The 12,464-nt window shown below is 71.5% G+C and carries 10 protein-coding genes; 4 read left to right on the forward strand and 6 right to left on the reverse strand.

What is annotated here, in order from left to right:
• Window positions 1-157: 157 nt before the first annotated feature.
• Window positions 158-1,639, reverse strand: coding sequence for a carotenoid oxygenase family protein (locus tag N415_RS03725; RefSeq protein ID WP_068177348.1), 1,482 nt, complete (start codon window positions 1,637-1,639; stop codon window positions 158-160).
• A gap of 71 nt (window positions 1,640-1,710) precedes the next feature.
• Here N415_RS03725 and N415_RS03730 point away from each other — a divergent pair, with 71 nt between their 5' ends.
• Window positions 1,711-2,394, forward strand: a complete 684-nt coding sequence (locus N415_RS03730) for a TetR/AcrR family transcriptional regulator (protein ID WP_068177350.1) — start codon at window positions 1,711-1,713, stop codon at window positions 2,392-2,394.
• Window positions 2,395-2,444: 50 nt separating this feature from the next.
• Here the strand turns inward: N415_RS03730 and rplL are convergent, their stop codons facing one another.
• From rplL to N415_RS03755, 5 genes are all read right to left on the reverse strand, one after another.
• Window positions 2,445-2,840: a 50S ribosomal protein L7/L12 gene (gene rplL, locus N415_RS03735; RefSeq protein ID WP_068133400.1), complete on the reverse strand. Its 396-nt coding sequence runs from the start codon at window positions 2,838-2,840 to the stop codon at window positions 2,445-2,447.
• A gap of 42 nt (window positions 2,841-2,882) precedes the next feature.
• Complete coding sequence (rplJ, locus tag N415_RS03740; protein WP_068177352.1) at window positions 2,883-3,506, reverse strand: 50S ribosomal protein L10; 624 nt, start codon at window positions 3,504-3,506, stop codon at window positions 2,883-2,885.
• A gap of 241 nt (window positions 3,507-3,747) precedes the next feature.
• Window positions 3,748-4,662, reverse strand: coding sequence for an ROK family protein (locus N415_RS03745; RefSeq protein WP_068177354.1), 915 nt, complete (start codon window positions 4,660-4,662; stop codon window positions 3,748-3,750).
• Window positions 4,662-5,279: a malonyl CoA-ACP transacylase gene (locus N415_RS03750; RefSeq protein WP_068177509.1), complete on the reverse strand. Its 618-nt coding sequence runs from the start codon at window positions 5,277-5,279 to the stop codon at window positions 4,662-4,664. Before N415_RS03750 ends, N415_RS03745 begins: the two co-directional genes overlap by 1 nt.
• Window positions 5,276-9,439 (reverse strand): NEW3 domain-containing protein, encoded by a 4,164-nt coding sequence (locus N415_RS03755; protein WP_068177356.1) that lies wholly within the window; start codon window positions 9,437-9,439, stop codon window positions 5,276-5,278. Before N415_RS03755 ends, N415_RS03750 begins: the two co-directional genes overlap by 4 nt.
• A gap of 58 nt (window positions 9,440-9,497) precedes the next feature.
• Here N415_RS03755 and N415_RS03760 point away from each other — a divergent pair, with 58 nt between their 5' ends.
• Genes N415_RS03760 through N415_RS03770 form a run of 3 tightly spaced genes read left to right on the forward strand, consistent with a single transcriptional unit; the run spans window position 9,498 to window position 12,464 of the window.
• Entirely contained in the window at window positions 9,498-10,088 is a 591-nt protein-coding gene (locus N415_RS03760; protein WP_068177358.1) for a DinB family protein, read from the forward strand.
• Window positions 10,064-11,065, forward strand: coding sequence for an alpha/beta fold hydrolase (locus N415_RS03765; RefSeq protein WP_081665053.1), 1,002 nt, complete (start codon window positions 10,064-10,066; stop codon window positions 11,063-11,065). The genes N415_RS03760 and N415_RS03765 overlap by 25 nt, the downstream gene beginning before the upstream one ends.
• A 52-nt stretch (window positions 11,066-11,117) precedes the next feature.
• Window positions 11,118-12,464, forward strand: coding sequence for an AarF/ABC1/UbiB kinase family protein (locus N415_RS03770; protein ID WP_068177359.1), 1,347 nt, complete (start codon window positions 11,118-11,120; stop codon window positions 12,462-12,464).

Consider the following 12,464-nt stretch of genomic DNA (forward strand, 5'->3'; position numbering starts at 1 on the left):
GAATCCTTCCGTCGACGCTCGTGCCCGCCACCTGCCCTTTTGTGTGGCATCAGTCACTGTAGCGCACGTCAGGCACCCCGCATCAGGCTTGGATCGGACCGCTGACAAAAATTGCCCGACCTGAGACTCGGCTCCTCGCCCCTATTCGACGCGAGTGTTAGCCGGAGGGCGCCCAGTTGCCGTGGAAGCCCATCGGGACCCGCTGCGGCAGGTGCACGGTAGCCACCGATTCGAGGGTCTGCGCATCCAGCAGCACCAGCTGCCCTTCGTCGCGGCCGCGGTGGTAGCCGTAGCCCATCAGGATGCCGTCGTCCTCCGTGGCCGCCGCGGGGTTCGGCACGAATGACATCTCGCCGAGCAAAAGCTCGGGATCGAGTGGGGCCACCGTGGCCGACCCCGTGACGTAGTCGTGCTTGTACAGCGGTGCCTCTGCGCCCTGGAAGGACGCGCCGACGGTGTAGCCGTAGCGGTGCCGCCCGCCCAGCAGAGTCTCGTTGATCCTCGGGAATTCCTGGGGCCGGTCGTCGCGGCATTCGGTGGCCACCGCGCCGGTCGCCAGGTTGATTGTCCAGCGGTCCAGCCTGGGCGCGGTGTCGCCGGGGCCGCGCCGGTCGCGGTCGAACATCCGCGCGTAGCGCACCACGTCGAGCACCAAAACCTCTGCGCCGTCGTGCATTTCGGAGTAGGCGTTGAGCGGGTGGTAGACGTAGCAGGGTTCGATGTCGAACCAAAGGACGTCGGAGTTGGTGCCCTCGCGGGGCATGACGCCGATGCGCGCCGGGTAGTTGGGGTTCCAGGCGTACGGCATCCGGTCGTCGTGCTTCGGGTTGCGGTTCATCATCGCGGTGATCGGGCCCGGCACCCGGACCCGCCCGATCAGCGACTGCAGCGCCAGCCGGGCCGGCACGCCCAGCCAGCGCGGGACGTTCGCGGGCAGCACCTGCACCGGGTCGAACGTCACCGGCAGGTCATAGAGCACGACGTATTTGTCGGTCAGCGAGAAGTCGTGCATCATCGGCGACCCGGACACCTCGATGTCGACCGTGCGGCGGGCCCGCCCGCGGTTGTCGATCACCGAGTACTGCACGGTGCGCCCGCGCGCGAAAGAGTAAGACACGGCGTGCAATTCGCCGGTGTGCGGATCGCGGTGCGGATGGGCGGCGTACCCGCCCTCCAGGGTGCCGTCGAAGTCGCAGGTTCCGATGGTGTCGAGCTCGTCGGTCAGCTCGTAGTTGGCGGCGCCGCCCTCGACCAGCGCCAGGGTGCGGCCGGCGTGTGTCAGCACGTTGGTGTTGGCGCCGAAGGACAGCATGCCCGCCCGCGGGTTGAGGCGGTCCGGCGCCGGCTCGCCGAGGGTGGCGCACACCGAGAGGCTGCGCACCCAGCGGTTGCGGTACCACTGGGCCTTGCCGTCGCGCAGCGCGACCCCGTGCACCATGCCGTCGCCACTGAACCAGTGATAGGTGGCCGGGTCGACCTCTTCGGCCGGGTTCGGCCCGTTGCGCAGGTAGCGCCCGTCGAGGTGCTCCGGGATGTGCCCGGTGACCTCCAGGTCGGTCGCGGTCACCTCGGCGCCCACCGGCGCCAAAACGCCCTCGAGGTAGGGATTCGCGGACGTGACGGTTTCGGTCGTCGTCATTGCTGAGCTCCTATAACATTGTTATTTCAGCGTTATTGTGACCGTACGCGCCCGATGAGAAGATGGCAACAATGACTTCAGAGCTTGAGCCCGCCGTACGCGGCGTCCGCGACGAGTTGCTCGACGCCGCCGTCAGACTGCTCGACGAAAACGGGCCCGACGCGCTGCAGACCCGCAGGGTGGCCGGTGCAGCGGGGACCTCGACGATGGCGGTCTACACCCATTTCGGCGGGATGCGCGGGCTGATTGCCGCGGTCGCCGAGGAGAGCCTGCGCCAGTTCGACGCCGCGCTGGCGGTGCCCGAGACCGACGACCCGGTGGCGGACCTGGTGGCCATCGGCAGGGCCTATCGCGGCTACGCGATCGACCGCCCCCACATGTACCGGCTGATGTTCGGCACCACCAGCGCCCATGGCATCAATGCTCCGGCGGGCAACGTCCTGAAACTGACGGTTGCCGAGATCGAGCGGGACATCCCGAGCTTCTCGCATTTGGTGCGTGCGGTCCGCCGGTCGGGGCTGACGGGCCGGATCAACGTTGGCGGCGCCGACGACGAGTCGGTGGTCGCCATAGCGGCCCAGTTCTGGGCACTGATGCACGGTTTCGTGTTGCTCGAACTCGCCGGGTTCTACGGCGACGACGGCACGGCGGTGCGGCCGGTGCTCGGCGCGCTGTTCACCAATCTTCTTGTCGCGCTGGGAGATTCGCCCGAACGGATTCGGCAGTCGTTCCGCGCGACGTTCGGCGCGGGCTGAGCGCACGAAACCCCCGGGACCGCAGTCCCGGGGGTTGTCGCGACGCAGAACTACTTGACGGTGACGGTGGCGCCGGCGGCCTCGAGCTTGGCCTTGGCCTCGTCGGCGGCCTCCTTGGCCACCTTCTCGAGCAGCGGCTTGGGCGCGCCGTCGACGAGGTCCTTGGCCTCCTTGAGGCCCAGGCCGGAGACGATCTCGCGGACCACCTTGATGACGCCGATCTTCTTGTCACCGGCGGCCTCGAGGATGACGTCGAACTCCGACTGCTCCTCGGCGGCCTCGGCGGGCGCGCCACCCGCGGCCGGACCACCGGCGGCGGCGACGGCGACCGGGGCGGCGGCGGTGACCTCGAAGGTCTCCTCGAACTTCTTCACGAAGTCCGAGAGCTCCAGCAGGGTCATTTCCTTGAACGCGTCGAGCAGGTCGTCGCTAGAGATTTTGGCCATGGTGTGGGTCCTTCCTTGTTTTCCTAAGTTGCGGGTTGGTTGTTATTCGGCTTCGGCCGATGCTTCGGGGGTTTCCTCGGCGGGCGCCGCGGGTGCCTCGGGTTCCGCGGGTTCCTCCGCAGCCGCTGCGGCAGGCTCCGGCGCAGCGGCTTCGGCGGGCTTCTTCTCCTGCAGGGCGGCCAGCAGCCGGGCCATCTGGGAGGCCGGGGCGGCGAACAGGCCGGCCGCCTTGGCCAGGTTGCCCTTCATCGCGCCGGCCAGCTTGGCCAGCAGCACCTCGCGGGACTCCAGGTCCGCGATGCGCTCGACTTCGGAGACGCTCAGCGGGTGGCCATCCATGTAGCCGCCCTTGATGACCAGCGCCTTGTTCTCCTTGGCGAAGGTCTTGATCGCCTTGGCGGCGTCGACCGGCTCGCCGCTGACGAACGCGATGGCCGTCGGGCCGGCGAACAGCTCGTCGAGGCCCTCGATGCCGGCGTCGGCGGCGGCCCGCTTGATCAGCGTGTTCTTGGCCACCGTGTAGGTGGCCGATCCCGCCAGCGAGCGGCGCAGCTCGGCCAGGTTGGCCACTGTCAAACCGCGGTACTCGGTGATCAGGGTGGCCGTCGAGTCCTTGAACTGCTCCGCGATGTCTGCAACGGCGGTGGCCTTGTCAGCCCTGGCCATGCATGCCTCCTGAGGTCAAAGTTGTCGGTGATTCACCGGCGAACGCCTCGAAACGAAGTACGCCCCGGCGCAGGAAGCGGCCGGGGCGTGAATATGCACCGGCGTGCGCCGGTGTACTGCCTCGTCCTCCTGCGCGGGCCGCCGGGATGTTCCCGGACCTTCAACCGATTGCTCGGTGACCGACGGTCTTCGGTGGATCGGCCACCAGGATAGCCCGACGCCCCGCGGTCAGCCAAAACGGCTACGCGAGCCCGGCCAGCCTGGCCGCGCCGATCAGGCCGGCCTCGCCGCCCAGCGCCGCGGGCACCACCCGCAGGCCGGCCAGGAACTGCAGCCCGGCGTACTCGGCCAGCGCCGCCCGCAGCGGGCCGAAGAGCAGGTCCCCGGACTTGGCCACACCGCCACCGATGACGACGAGGTCGAGGTCGCAGACGGCTCCCACGGACGCGATCATCGCCGCGAGCGCGGTGGTGCCCCGGCGAAACGCCCGCTGCGCCACCGGGTCCCCGGCCGCCGCCGCGGCGGCCAGGTCCCGGGCGCCGGCGCCGGGCGGCGCGGCCCACCCGTTTTCCCGCGCCCAGCGCACCATCCACGGTCCGGACGCGACGGTCTCGACGCAGCCGCGCCCGCCGCACGCGCACGGTTGGCCGTCATCCTCGACCACCACGTGACCGACGTGGCCGGCGTTGCCGGTGCGCCCGGTGTACGGAACGCCGTCGAGCACCAGTCCCCCGCCCACGCCGGTGGACACCACCATGCCGAGCATGAAGCGGGCGTCGCGGCCCGCCCCGAGCCAGTGCTCACCGAGCGCCATGCACACGCCGTCCCCACCGAGGCGCACGGGCACGCCGGGGACCTCGGCCGCGACGCGGTCGCGCAGCGGGAAGCCGCGCCAGGCCCGGATGTTGACCGGGCTGACGGTTCCGGCGGGCAGGTCGATGGGGCCCGCCGAGGCGATGCCCACCGCGGTGACGGCGCCGTCGGCGACGCGCAGCGTGTCGGCGACGATCGCCGCGACCTCGGCCCACACCTCCTCCGCGGAGCCGCCGGGCGGGGTGGGCCGGATGGCGGTGTGTACCAGCGCGCCGCCCGGATCGATCAGGCCGGCGGCGATCTTGGTGCCGCCGATGTCGAGGCAGAGCGTGAGGGCGGCCATCAGTGGCGGTGGGTGTTGTCGGGTTGGCGTGGGTCGCCCGGGTGCTCGTAGCCGGGGGCGAGGCGGACGAGCTCGGCCCGTCGCGCGTCCAGCCACACCCGGAAGGCGCGCCGGCGCGCGGCGCCCCGCAGGTTCTCGGCGATCGCCGCGCGCACCTCCGCCAGCGGCGGCGCGGCCTGCGCGGGGGCCCGCCAGCCGTGGGGTCCGGGGAGTGGCGCGGCGAAGCGCAGCGGGTTGCGGGCGTGGTAGTCGGCCACCTCGTCGTCGCCGACCCCGATCGCGGCGGTGACGTCGGCGAACAGCGCGCGCGCCAACGGGTCTGCCAGCGCGGCGGCGGCCACGCTGCCGATCTCCAGCCGCGCGGTCGCGTCGGGCAGCAGCTCGGCCTCGGCGGGCGCGCCGGCGGCGGTAAGGCCGCGGGCGGCGGCCTCGGCGGCGACCACCCGCTCGGTCACGATCAGTTGGGTGAGCCAGCGCCGCAGCTGCCTGCCCTCCGAGGTGCCCCTCGCCGGCAGCGCGGCCGCCCCACGCCCGCGGCGCAGCTGTGCCTCGGCCGCGTCGACCTCGTCGACGGGCACCGGGTCGCCGGCCACGGTCGCCACCGAACCGGCGCTCATGTCACCGTCACCCGCACCGCCGGCGAGTACACCAGCCGGCCCGCGCAGCCCACCCGGACCAGCGCCCACCACTGGCCGGAATCCAGCCACGGCGGCGGGCTCAGCTCGAAGCCGAGCTCGACCGTGCCGCGGGCGGGCAGCACGGCGCCGAGCGCGGCGGGCCCCATCCACTCCCAGGTGCCCCAGGGGCTGATCAGGTGCGCCTCCAGCGCCAGCGCGGCGCGGGCGTGGGTGCCGACGGTCACGGTCAGCCGGGCGGTCTTGCCCGCCGCGAGCTCGACGTCGCGCGGCCCGTCGACCAGGTACACCAGCTCGCGCCCATCGACGTCGGCGTGCGCGCCGACCTGCACCACGCACACGTCCTCGACCTCCTGTCGCCACGCCGCCGGGACGTCCCCGGTCAGGCACAGCCGGGCGCGCAGCGGGTAGAGCCCGGGCTGCGCGCGCGCCGGGATCCGCACCGCCACGTCGGCCTCGCGGTGGTCGCCCGCGTGCAGCGTGAACGGCAGTTCCGCCGGAGTGGCCGACCAGCCGTCCGGGCACAGCACCGTCGCCTCGCCGTCCAGCGTGGCGTCGGTGCAGTCGCCGGCCACCGTGAGCCGCAACGCCACCTCGCCGCCCGGTTCGGCGGTCACGCGCTGCGGGTGCAGGTGTGCGACGGCCGGCAGCCCACCAAGCGGCGCGGGTCCGCGGTTGTGCAGCCAGTAGCGCGCGTAAAGCGGCTGGGCGGCCTCGGCTTCCGGCGCCAACCGCTCGAAACCAGTTGCTGCGCTTTGCGTTTCGAGGCGGGCCAGCACGGTGGCCACCTGATAGCCGTGCAGGTCGACCGGTTCCGCGCGTCGGTGCCGCTCCTCCAGCAGGTCGGCGTAGGCGAGCCCGCGCACCGCGGCCACCTCGGAGCCGAGGGTGACGCGGGTGCGCTGCCCGGTCGTCTGCACCAACCTCAGGGCCACCGCGCTCGGATCGACGGGCCGGTCACTGCCTGCGGCCAGCGGGTTGCCGGCCGCCTTGAGGGCGGCCAGCTGGACCGAGCCGGCGGGCTCGACGCTCAGCAGCGACCCGGTCGACGGCAGCACACCCTTCCCTTCGCCGGGGACGACTGCGAGCAGCGGATGGCCGAATTCCGCACTGCGCGCCGGGATCTCGGCCTCGCGCCAGTCGCCGTCGCCGCAGGCCAGCGCGTAGTCGAAGACGTGGGTCCAGTGCTGGAGCTGGAAGTTCGAGCCGTCGGGCGCGGTGCGGCGCGGATCGTCGATCCAGGTGCCCGACGGCCAGCCGGTGCAGGACCGCATCAGCGCGGTGTGCAGCGTCCCGTCGGTCTCGACGGCGAAGCTGGGCACCCCGCGGTTGAGCAGTGCGACGGTACGGGATTCGAAGGGTTCCAGGCCCGACGGCAGCCGCTGGTTGACCGCGATCTCGGCATCCTCGAGGTCGTCGACCAGCGACGCAATCGCGGCGGCCAAGCCGTCCTCGTCAGCCGCGTCGACCACCAGGACCGGCAGCGCGCGGGGCGCGCGCAGGTCCGCGCCGGGCACCCAGGCCGCGGCCAACGGCGTGGCGGCCGGCACCCAGACCCTGGCCCGCCCCGTCTCCGCCAGCTGGCGCTCGAGTTCGGCCGAGTATTCCGGGTTCGCTTGCACCAGAACGGCTTTGGCAAACGCGTTGCGGTCCGGCCCGCCCAGCGCGATCCGGACGTCGGGCAGGTTCGAGTCGACGTCGAGGCAGCCGTAGCGCGGCTTGTCGGCGCCGCTGCAGGTGGCCGTGACGCCGGCGCGCACCAGCGCGACCATCAGCTCGCGCGCCAGCGGCCCGGACACCGCCTCCGCCGGCGACACCACCTCGGCCACCGACACCGCACGAATATCGGCGCCGACCCGAATCCGGACCGCCGAGGACAGGCCGAACCAGCCGTAGGCCGGGTTGTCCAGCGTCCACAGGTGTCGCGCGGTGTCCACCGAGCGCGCCCCGTCATGCAGCAGCGCGAAGCCCCGCCCGACGACGGCGTCGCCCACCTCGCTGACCGGCATGGCGCCCGGCACCGGGCACGGCCAGCGCAGCCGCAACAAGCGGTCCTCGCCGGTGAATTCGTCGATGGCCGTGCGGCAGTCGAGCCGCGCCAGCCCGTTCCACAGCGTCAGGGTTTGCGTGTAGCGCAGCTGATCGCCGATGCGGCCGTGCACCACCAGGCGCTGACCGAGCGGGCCCCGGTAGGCCCGCACCCGCGCCGGCGACTCCGAGGAGCACACCACCGGCCCCTTGGGCAGCAGGTGCCAAGGACCCTCCCCCTGCCTGGGATGCGACGGGTATTCCTCGTAGAGGTCCAGCTCGTTGCCGAGGCGGCCCGCCGCGATCAGTTCCCGGTCGCCGGAAACCAGTGACACGATCCCCCCGCCGCGCGCCGGGTCGGCCCGAAGCCGGGAGTGCTCGTTGCCGATTTCGTCGCCGGGCATCGGTTCCCAGCCGGCGGCTTCGCCCGCCGGCACCAGTCGATAGGCCCGCCAGCCCAGCGACGGCACGTCGCGCGCCAACCAGGTGACCGACCGCCCGTCGTCCTCCACGTGCGCCGGCAGCTCGGTGCCGTCGGGATCGAGCACGCGCACCCCGGCGCTGAGCGGCGCGCCGAGCCGGGCGGTGACGATGTCGGTCCGCTTGTGCGCCAATGGGTTCCACACAACCACATCGCCCCCGGCCCGACCGTCCACTAGGGCCGACAGCAGCGCCAGCGAGTTGTCCCGGGCGGCGCGGCCCAGCTCCCACGCGTCGCGCCAGCCGGTCAGCAGGTCGAGGTAGACCTGGTCGGACTCCGAACCGGTGATGGCGTCGTGGTGCGCGCCGTAGGCCAGCTGCACCCACGCCTTGGCCAGCGCGGCCTGCGGGTACTCGGCGCCGGTCAGCAGCGCGGCGAACACGGCGAAGCGCTCGGCGGCAAGCACGGCGTTCTCGGCGGCCCGGTTGGCCTGTTTGGTGTCGATGTAGGACACGTCCTTGCCGGTGTAGATCGGGTTCATGTCCCGGGTTTGCGGCGACGGCTCGCAACCGCGCTGCGCGAGTTCGGCGCGCACCGCCGCGAAGAAGTCCCGCGGGATCGCGCACACGAACCGCGGCCAGGTGTAGCGGGCCGCCCAGTCGCGATGGATCGCGGTGACCCACTTGTTGGGCGGCGTGTAGTCGGTCCCGACGGGAAGCAGCACGTTGCGCGTCAGGGCGACCTTCTTGAGCCGATGGAACAGCGCGAGCGTGGCGCCCTCGGCCTCGGCGAGCGAGGCCGACTCGTCCATCCCCCAGCCCGCCCCGTAGTGCGCGGGCATGTAGTGGGTGAGCAGCCCGCGGCCCGACGGCGCGATCCACTCGAACTCGCTGCCGAACTGCATGGCTTCGACGTCGCCGCCCGGGCCCCATTGGTGGTGCGGTCCGCGCGCCCACGAACTGGACGTCAGGCCGGCGTCGGCGGCCAGCCCGGGGAATTGCGGGTCGTGGCCGAACACGTCGAGCTGCCACGCGGTGGCCGGGTCGGCGCCGAGGACACCGCGCTGAAAACCCATGCCGTGCACCAGGTTACGAATCGTCGTCTCCGGGCTGGTGAGGTTGGTGTTGGGTTCGTTGTAGGTGCCGCCCATCACCTCGACGCGCCCCTGCGCGATGAACCGGCGCAGGTCGGCGCGGTCCTCGGGGTGGGTGTCCCAGTACGGCTTGAGGTAGTCCACCTCGGCCAGCACGAACTTGTACTCGGGCTCGCGGCGGGCCATCTCGAGGTGCGCTCGGACCAGCGCGAAGCCGTTGGCCTGCCGCCCCGGTGGGTCTTCGGCCCATTCGCTGGTGTAGGCGCCCTGGGTGTTCCACCAGACCGGGTCGTAGTGAAAGTGACTGACCATGAACATGGTCCAGCCGGGTTCGGCGATGTCGAACTCGAATGGCCTGCTGACGCGCCCGGCGTGCGCCCGCGCGGCTCGGCGCTCGCCGACGACCGGGCGTTCGACCGCGACCGGGACCTCGACGACGTCGCTCCCGGGCCGGGCGATGGCCTCCCCGCTCAGGCCGTCGCCGTCGATGCGGATCGGTGTCGGCTCGGCGCAGCCCGCGACGCCGATGCGCGCGAGCTGCAGCGGCGCGTCCGGCGGCCCCACGAACAGCTCGGTCGAGCCCGCCGAAATCACCTGCATCCCCGCACCTTACGGCGCAACCGGCCGACGTGTCGGCATCTCGACCTAGGATCGGGCCATGCCCGCACTCGCCCCGCCCGTCACCGACGAACGCAACGCCCTGCGCGAATTCCTGGCGTTCCACCAAAGCGCCTATTTCGCCGTCTCGTACGGTCTCACCGACGAGCAGGCCCGCTCCACGCCGTCGGTCAGCGCGCTGTCGGTCGGCGGGCTGGTCAAGCACGTTACGGCCATGCAACGCAACTGGATGGCCCGCGTCGCCGCCGCGCCGGACCTGCCGCCGAAGGATCCCCGGCCGTTCGAGCAGATCGCCAAGGAGTTCGGCGACCAGCACGTGATGCGACCCGACGAGACGCTGGCCGGGCTGCTGCGGGCGTTCGAAACGCAGAACGCGGAGTCGCTGCGGCTGGTCGAAACCGCCGACCTCGACGCCACGGTGCCCGTGCCGCAGGACATCCCCTGGTTCCCGAAGGACCAGAAGGCGTGGTCGGTGCGCTGGGTGATCCTGCACGTGATCAACGAGCTGGCCCGCCACGCCGGGCACGCCGACATCGTCCGGGAATCCATCGACGGCGCCACCATGTACGAGCTGATCGCCGGGCTGGAGAATTGGCAGATCGAGGGATGGGTCCAGCCCTGGCGCAAATAGGTCAAATCGAAAGCGGCATCGCGCGCCGCGAGACGCCGCACGGCCCGGTCGAGCTCTACTACGAGGATCTCGGCGACCCGGCCGCGCCGCCCGCGCTGCTCATCATGGGCCTGGGCGCCCAGCTGCCCATGTGGCCCGACGGGTTTTGCGCGCAACTCCTCGACGCGGGTTACCGCGTCATCCGCTTCGACCACCGCGACACCGGGCTGTCGGCCAAGATGCACGGGCTGCGGGCCGCCGGCTCGGTGTACCGGCGCGTCGGGCGTTACCTGCTGGGCCGGCCCAGCCCGGTGCCCTACACGCTGATCGACATGGCCGGCGACGTGGTGGCCTTGCTGGACCATCTGGGCGTCGGCCGGGCGCACGTGGTGGGCGCCTCGCTGGGCGGGATGATCGCGCAGATCGTGGCCGCCACCGAGCCGCACCGGGTGGCGTCGCTCGGCATCATCATGTCGAGCACCGGCAAGCCGTTCGCCGCGTTGCCGGCCTGGCGCGTCATCAGGCTGGCCTTCGATCCGCCGCCCAAGGACGCCTCGCCCGAGGAGAAATTGGCCTTCGAGGTGCGCAACGTCGCGGTGTTCAACGGCCCCAACTTCCTGCCGCCCGAGGCCGAGCTGCGCGACCGGGTGCGCCAACTCGCCGACCGCTGCAGCTACCCGCCGGGCATGCTGCGCCAATTCGACGCCGTGCTGGGCACCGGCAGCCTGCTGGGTTACAGCAAGGCGATCACCGCCCCGACCGTCGTGCTGCACGGTTCGGCGGACCCGATGGTGCGGCCGCGCAACGGGCGCGCCGTCGCCGCGGCCATCCCCGGGGCGCGGTTCGTGGTGATCGACGGGATGGGACACGACCTCCCCAAACAGGTCTGGCGGCCGATCATCGAAACGCTCACCGAGAACTTCGCGCTCGGCGACTGCGCTGATAGTGGCGACCCGCTTCGCCCGGCTGCGCCGCGCTCGCGATCGCCACGCCGGTGAGCGCGCTCACAGGAATTGGGACTTGACAGTCTCGATTTGGCAGACTGCACAGATGACTACTACCAAGCACCGCGAGGTGGCCAAGCTCGACCGGGTGCCGTTGCCGGTCGAAGCGGCCCGGGTAGCAGCCACCGGCTGGCAGGTCACCCGCGCCGCCGCAAACATCCTCACCAAGCTGCCGAGCAAGGGGCCGTGGCAGCAGAAGGTGATCAAGCAGCTGCCCAACACGTTCGCCGACCTGGGTCCCACGTACGTGAAGTTCGGGCAGATCATCGCGTCCAGCCCCGGCGCGTTCGGCGAGTCGCTGTCGCGCGAGTTCCGCGGCCTGCTCGACCGGGTGCCACCCGCCGACGCCAAAGAGGTGCACAAGCTCTTCGTCGAGGAGCTGGGCGCCGACCCCGCCGAACTGTTCGCCAAGTGGGACGAAACGCCGTTCGCGTCGGCGTCGATTGCGCAGGTGCACTACGCCACCCTGCACACCGGCGAGGAGGTCGTCGTAAAGATCCAGCGGCCGGGCATCCGCCGCCGGGTCGCCGCAGACCTGCAGATCCTCAAGCGCTTCGCCCAGGCGGTCGAGCTGGCCAAGCTCGGCCGTCGGCTCTCGGCCCAGGACGTGGTCGCCGACTTCTCCGACAACCTGGCCGAGGAGCTGAACTTCCGCCTCGAGGCGCAGTCGATGGAGGCCTGGGTGTCGCACCTGCACGCCTCCCCGCTGGGCAAGAACATCCGGGTGCCGCAGGTGCACTGGGACTTCACCAGCGACCGGGTGCTGACCATGGAACGCGTGCACGGCATCCGCATCGACGACGTCGCCGCCATCCGCAAGGCCGGCTTCGACGGCACCGAGCTGGTGAAGGCGCTGTTGTTCTCCCTCTTCGAGGGCGGGCTGCGGCACGGGCTGTTCCACGGTGACCTGCACGCCGGCAACCTCTACGTCGACGATCAGGGCCGCATCGTGTTCTTCGACTTCGGCATCATGGGCCGCATCGACCCCCGCACCCGCTGGCTGCTGCGCGAGCTGGTGTACGCGCTGCTGGTGAAGAAGGACCACGCCTCGGCCGGCAAGATCGTGGTGCTGATGGGCGCCGTCGGCACCATGAAGCCCGAGGCCCAGGCCGCCAAGGACCTGGAGCGCTTCGCCACCCCGCTGACCATGCAGACGCTGGGCGACATGTCCTACGCCGACATCGGCCGGCAGCTGTCGACGCTGGCCGACGCCTACGACGTCAAGCTGCCCCGGGAGCTGGTGCTCATCGGCAAGCAGTTCCTCTACGTCGAGCGGTACATGAAGCTGCTCGCCCCGAAGTGGCAGATGATGTCGGACCCGCAGCTGACGGGTTACTTCGCCAACTTCATGGTCGAGGTCAGCCGCGAGCACCAGACCGACGTGGAGGTCTAG

This window comes from Mycobacterium sp. UM_CSW, assembly GCF_000455205.1.
GTDB lineage: Bacteria > Actinomycetota > Actinomycetes > Mycobacteriales > Mycobacteriaceae > Mycobacterium.

Excerpts from the sequence above, each read along its gene's own strand:
- N415_RS03760 (WP_068177358.1), top strand. The coding sequence starts at position 9,498 with ATGCCCGCACTCGCCCCGCCCGTCACCGACGAACGCAACGCCCTGCGC.
- rplL (WP_068133400.1), bottom strand. The coding sequence starts at position 2,840 with ATGGCCAAAATCTCTAGCGACGACCTGCTCGACGCGTTCAAGGAAATG.
- N415_RS03750 (WP_068177509.1), bottom strand. The coding sequence starts at position 5,279 with ATGAGCGCCGGTTCGGTGGCGACCGTGGCCGGCGACCCGGTGCCCGTC.
- N415_RS03755 (WP_068177356.1), bottom strand. The coding sequence starts at position 9,439 with ATGCAGGTGATTTCGGCGGGCTCGACCGAGCTGTTCGTGGGGCCGCCG.
- N415_RS03730 (WP_068177350.1), top strand. The coding sequence starts at position 1,711 with ATGACTTCAGAGCTTGAGCCCGCCGTACGCGGCGTCCGCGACGAGTTG.
- N415_RS03725 (WP_068177348.1), bottom strand. The coding sequence starts at position 1,639 with ATGACGACGACCGAAACCGTCACGTCCGCGAATCCCTACCTCGAGGGC.
- N415_RS03770 (WP_068177359.1), top strand. The coding sequence starts at position 11,118 with ATGACTACTACCAAGCACCGCGAGGTGGCCAAGCTCGACCGGGTGCCG.
- N415_RS03745 (WP_068177354.1), bottom strand. The coding sequence starts at position 4,662 with ATGGCCGCCCTCACGCTCTGCCTCGACATCGGCGGCACCAAGATCGCC.
- N415_RS03765 (WP_081665053.1), top strand. The coding sequence starts at position 10,064 with ATGGGTCCAGCCCTGGCGCAAATAGGTCAAATCGAAAGCGGCATCGCG.
- rplJ (WP_068177352.1), bottom strand. The coding sequence starts at position 3,506 with ATGGCCAGGGCTGACAAGGCCACCGCCGTTGCAGACATCGCGGAGCAG.